At 42.5% G+C, this 3,272-nt stretch carries 4 protein-coding genes and 1 pseudogene; 1 reads left to right on the top strand and 4 read right to left on the bottom strand.

Features of this window, described 5'->3' with window-relative positions; genetic code table 11:
• The first annotated feature begins 78 nt into the window (after positions 1–78).
• Complete coding sequence (locus tag JR005_RS14245) at positions 79–459, top strand: diacylglycerol kinase (RefSeq protein WP_218665347.1); 381 nt, start codon at positions 79–81, stop codon at positions 457–459.
• Between the two features lie 175 nt (positions 460–634).
• Here the strand turns inward: JR005_RS14245 and JR005_RS14250 are convergent, their stop codons facing one another.
• The 4 genes and pseudogenes from JR005_RS14250 to JR005_RS14265 form a co-directional block, all read right to left on the bottom strand.
• Complete coding sequence (locus JR005_RS14250) at positions 635–913, bottom strand: gamma-butyrobetaine hydroxylase-like domain-containing protein (protein WP_218665348.1); 279 nt, start codon at positions 911–913, stop codon at positions 635–637.
• A complete protein-coding gene (locus JR005_RS14255) occupies positions 903–1,895 on the bottom strand; it encodes a HEAT repeat domain-containing protein (RefSeq protein ID WP_218665349.1) in 993 nt (330 codons plus the stop codon). The genes JR005_RS14250 and JR005_RS14255 overlap by 11 nt, the downstream gene beginning before the upstream one ends.
• Positions 1,896–1,958: 63 nt before the next feature.
• A pseudogene (locus tag JR005_RS14260) lies at positions 1,959–2,203 on the bottom strand (4Fe-4S dicluster domain-containing protein).
• Between the two features lie 18 nt (positions 2,204–2,221).
• A partial coding sequence (locus tag JR005_RS14265; protein ID WP_218665350.1) for a fumarate reductase/succinate dehydrogenase flavoprotein subunit occupies positions 2,222–3,272 on the bottom strand: 1,051 nt, incomplete at its 5' end.

Here is a 3,272-nt window from a genome sequence, read left to right on the forward strand (position 1 = left end):
AAAATTTCTACATTCCTCATATAGTCTTAAGTAAAATTCTTCAAACTTCAAAGCATCATTTGATAACGGTAAATGTCCATGAAAACCCCCTCTCCTTCTCCATACAAAGGTCAACACGGCATCAAGCGCATTCTCAATGCGACCAGCTACTCCATCTCGGGTTTTAAAGCTGCATTTAAACTCGAAGCCGCATTTAGACAAATTATCTTGCTGAATATTGTGTTATTGGTGGTGAATTTAAGTCTGGACTTTAGCCCAGTTGAACGGATTTTACTGATTGGCGTTGGTTTCATTGCCATTATTGTTGAATTATTTAATTCTGCGATTGAAGCTGTGGTGGATCGAATTTCACTTGAAAAACATGAACTGTCTAAAAATGCCAAAGATATGGGTAGCGCTGCTCAATTTGTTGCCTTAAGCCTGATCGCAATCACTTGGTTGATTGTTTTATGGGGATAAAAATAATATCTCTAATTTTATGATGGGCAAAGCAAAAAAATCAAAGATGCTTATACCTATTTAAATAAGCTATAAACATCCCAATATCAACGCCATATTTTACAAAGTTTAGCAAGGAAAAAAATAAATAAGGAGACCCCAAGCTTTTAGCCAATAGGCTAAAACAAAAAGTGAGCTATAGATCAAGATTTTTCAAAAATACCCATGGAAAAATACCTTGATCATGTCCATCACTAAAACAGATTTGAGCGCCATATCCCTGATCAAACATAGCGGTAACTTGCACAGTATGTGCATCTACAACCGCTTGGTGACGTAGACGTTTGGCCTTACAGAAACCGCAAGGGCAGATTTCACGAAGTTGTTGATGGCTGATGAGCAGATCCTTATCGGGCCATTTGAATGCAATGGTATGTTGTTGTACATCGACATGGATATTTGGTTTAAGTTGCATGCGCATATTCCCGAATCTGATCCAGACCGATACGAATTGCTTTACGCACTTCAGGATCAGGATCCTGTTCATGATCGCGGAGTAGTTGCGTAGATTGCTCGCCACCAATCTCACCCAGTGCCAGTGCAACTTCCTTACGTAAATTACTGATCTCATGCTTGAAATTTTCTGCCAGACAATCCAGTGCCAATCTGGATTTTAACAGTCCCAGACTTCTGGTCACCGCAATTCTGACCTGCCAGTAAGGATCCAGCAATAATGGCAATAAGGCTTGCTCAAGTGCAGTCGCCCTAAGTTTACCGATGGTCAAAGCTGCTTCGACCCGCAATTGCCAATCAGGAGCGTGTAAAGCACTTTCTAATGCAGTGCTGACTTGCGGCGATATCTGCTGAGTATAGCTCAGCCCCCCAGTCGCAATACGACGTGTTTCTTGATCAATATCGTTCTGAGCAATATCAGCCAGAATGTCTACGGCCTGCTGCTGTTGCAACCAGCTTAAAGCACTGACTGCCTCGCGACGTACATGAATATCGCGATGTTGAGTATGTTGCAAAATACGGTCATATGAAGCAATTGATCGTAATGGTTTAAGCGCACGCAATATGGCAATTTTTACCATGCTATTATTGGAGTCCAGATAAGCTGCAAGGATCTCGGCAGATTCAGGATTTTTTACTTCACTCAGGCTGTGTGTCGCCGCATCGACTACCATCATTGAGTCATCATTCAAGGCATTTGCCAATGCCTGTAAGGATGCAGGATCTTCCCAACCCTCTAGTCGTTTTGCCGCTTCCTGACGAACGATCACTGCGGGATCATGCTGAAGTGCATAATGTAACCATGGTAAAAGTTCTTCGCGTTCTTCTTCTGCAATGTGCATCAGGGTAATGAAACGAATTTTTTCATCATTCGTGTTTAACTGCCTAAAAAATTTTTGATCATCTTCATCAAGATCAAGCACTTGTGGGTATTGAATAGACATGTATTATCCTTTTTCGATGTTATGAATGCAGCTGTTAACCCTCAAGGTCATTCTTCCAATAAATTATTTCAATAAATATGGAATATTGACCTGAATCGCATCTGTCGGGCAGTCCTTTTCACACGGCATGCAGTACCAGCATTCATCAAACTGCATAAAGGCTTTTGGGTATGCGGATCAATCGCCAGTAAATCCAGCGGGCAGACATCTACACAAACCGTACATCCCTTGTCAGCAATACATTTATCTTCATCGACCAAAACTGGAGCGACGCTACGATGATTAATTTCTTTAAAAATAAGTGCCATTTGTCATGATCCTTCTGTTTAACCTGTTACAGTTTCTTTATGCGCTTTCTGGATACGAAGCTGATCATAGGACTGTGCTTCACTTTCATGAATCGGAACCACATAAGGTTCAATGGCCTTTTTAAAACTCACCATATTGCCTTGTTCATCTTTTTTCAGATGGGCATGGCAAAACCAGTTTTCGTTATTTTTTTCGGGAAAATCTGCACGGTAGTGGTATAACCCCCAACGACTTTCAGTCCGAAAGAGTGATGCTCTAGCTGCCATTTCAGCGCAGTCCCGAATCACAGATACCTCTGCGGCGCGCATCAACTCATGTGGGTTGTGGACCGCAATCTGCAAAATATCCTGCTTGATTTCTTCAAAACGGCGCAAACCGATTTCCATTTTTTGTCGTGTTTTGGGCGGCTGTAAATAATCATTCACAAAGCGACGTAATTTATACTCGACCTGTTCAGGTGATAGCCCTTCCTGACGAGATAACGGCGCATAGATTCTGGCTTTTTCCTGTTCAATCTCCGCCTGATTTAGGTTGCTGTCTTTGACATCAATCACATATTGCGCAGCATTGACCCCAGCAAACCAACCATAAGTAAATGCACCTAACATATAATTATGTGGTACAGCGGCCATATCACCCGCACTATATAAGCCTTTGACCGAAGTTTCCGCTTTCTCGTTCACCCATACGCCGGATGCACTGTGCCCACTACAAAAACCAATCTCGGAAATATGCATCTCGACCATATCTTGACGGTAATTTGTGCCTCGCCCCTGATGAAAACGACCTCGGCTCGGACGCTCATTGCTATGTAAAATCTCCTCAATCGTCTGGATAGTCTCTTCCGCCAGATGATCAACTTTAAGGAATATAGGACCATTGCCACTTTCCAGTTCCTGATAAAATTCCCACATCATCTGTCCGCTCCAGTAATCACACTCAATAAAGCGTTCACCTTTACTGTTGGCGGTGTAACCGCCTAGCGGTCCAGTAACATACGCACAGGCAGGACCGTTATAATCCTTAATCAGTGGATTAATCTGAAAGCATTCCAGATTGGATAATGCC

The sequence above is a fragment of the Acinetobacter sp. Colony158 genome, from assembly GCF_019264745.1.
Taxonomy (GTDB): Bacteria; Pseudomonadota; Gammaproteobacteria; order Pseudomonadales; family Moraxellaceae; genus Acinetobacter; species Acinetobacter ursingii.

Bases quoted from the DNA above. Each gene is read 5' to 3' on its own strand.
- JR005_RS14245 (WP_218665347.1), top strand. From the start codon at position 79: ATGAAAACCCCCTCTCCTTCTCCATACAAAGGTCAACACGGCATCAAG.
- JR005_RS14250 (WP_218665348.1), bottom strand. From the start codon at position 913: ATGCAACTTAAACCAAATATCCATGTCGATGTACAACAACATACCATT.
- JR005_RS14255 (WP_218665349.1), bottom strand. From the start codon at position 1,895: ATGTCTATTCAATACCCACAAGTGCTTGATCTTGATGAAGATGATCAA.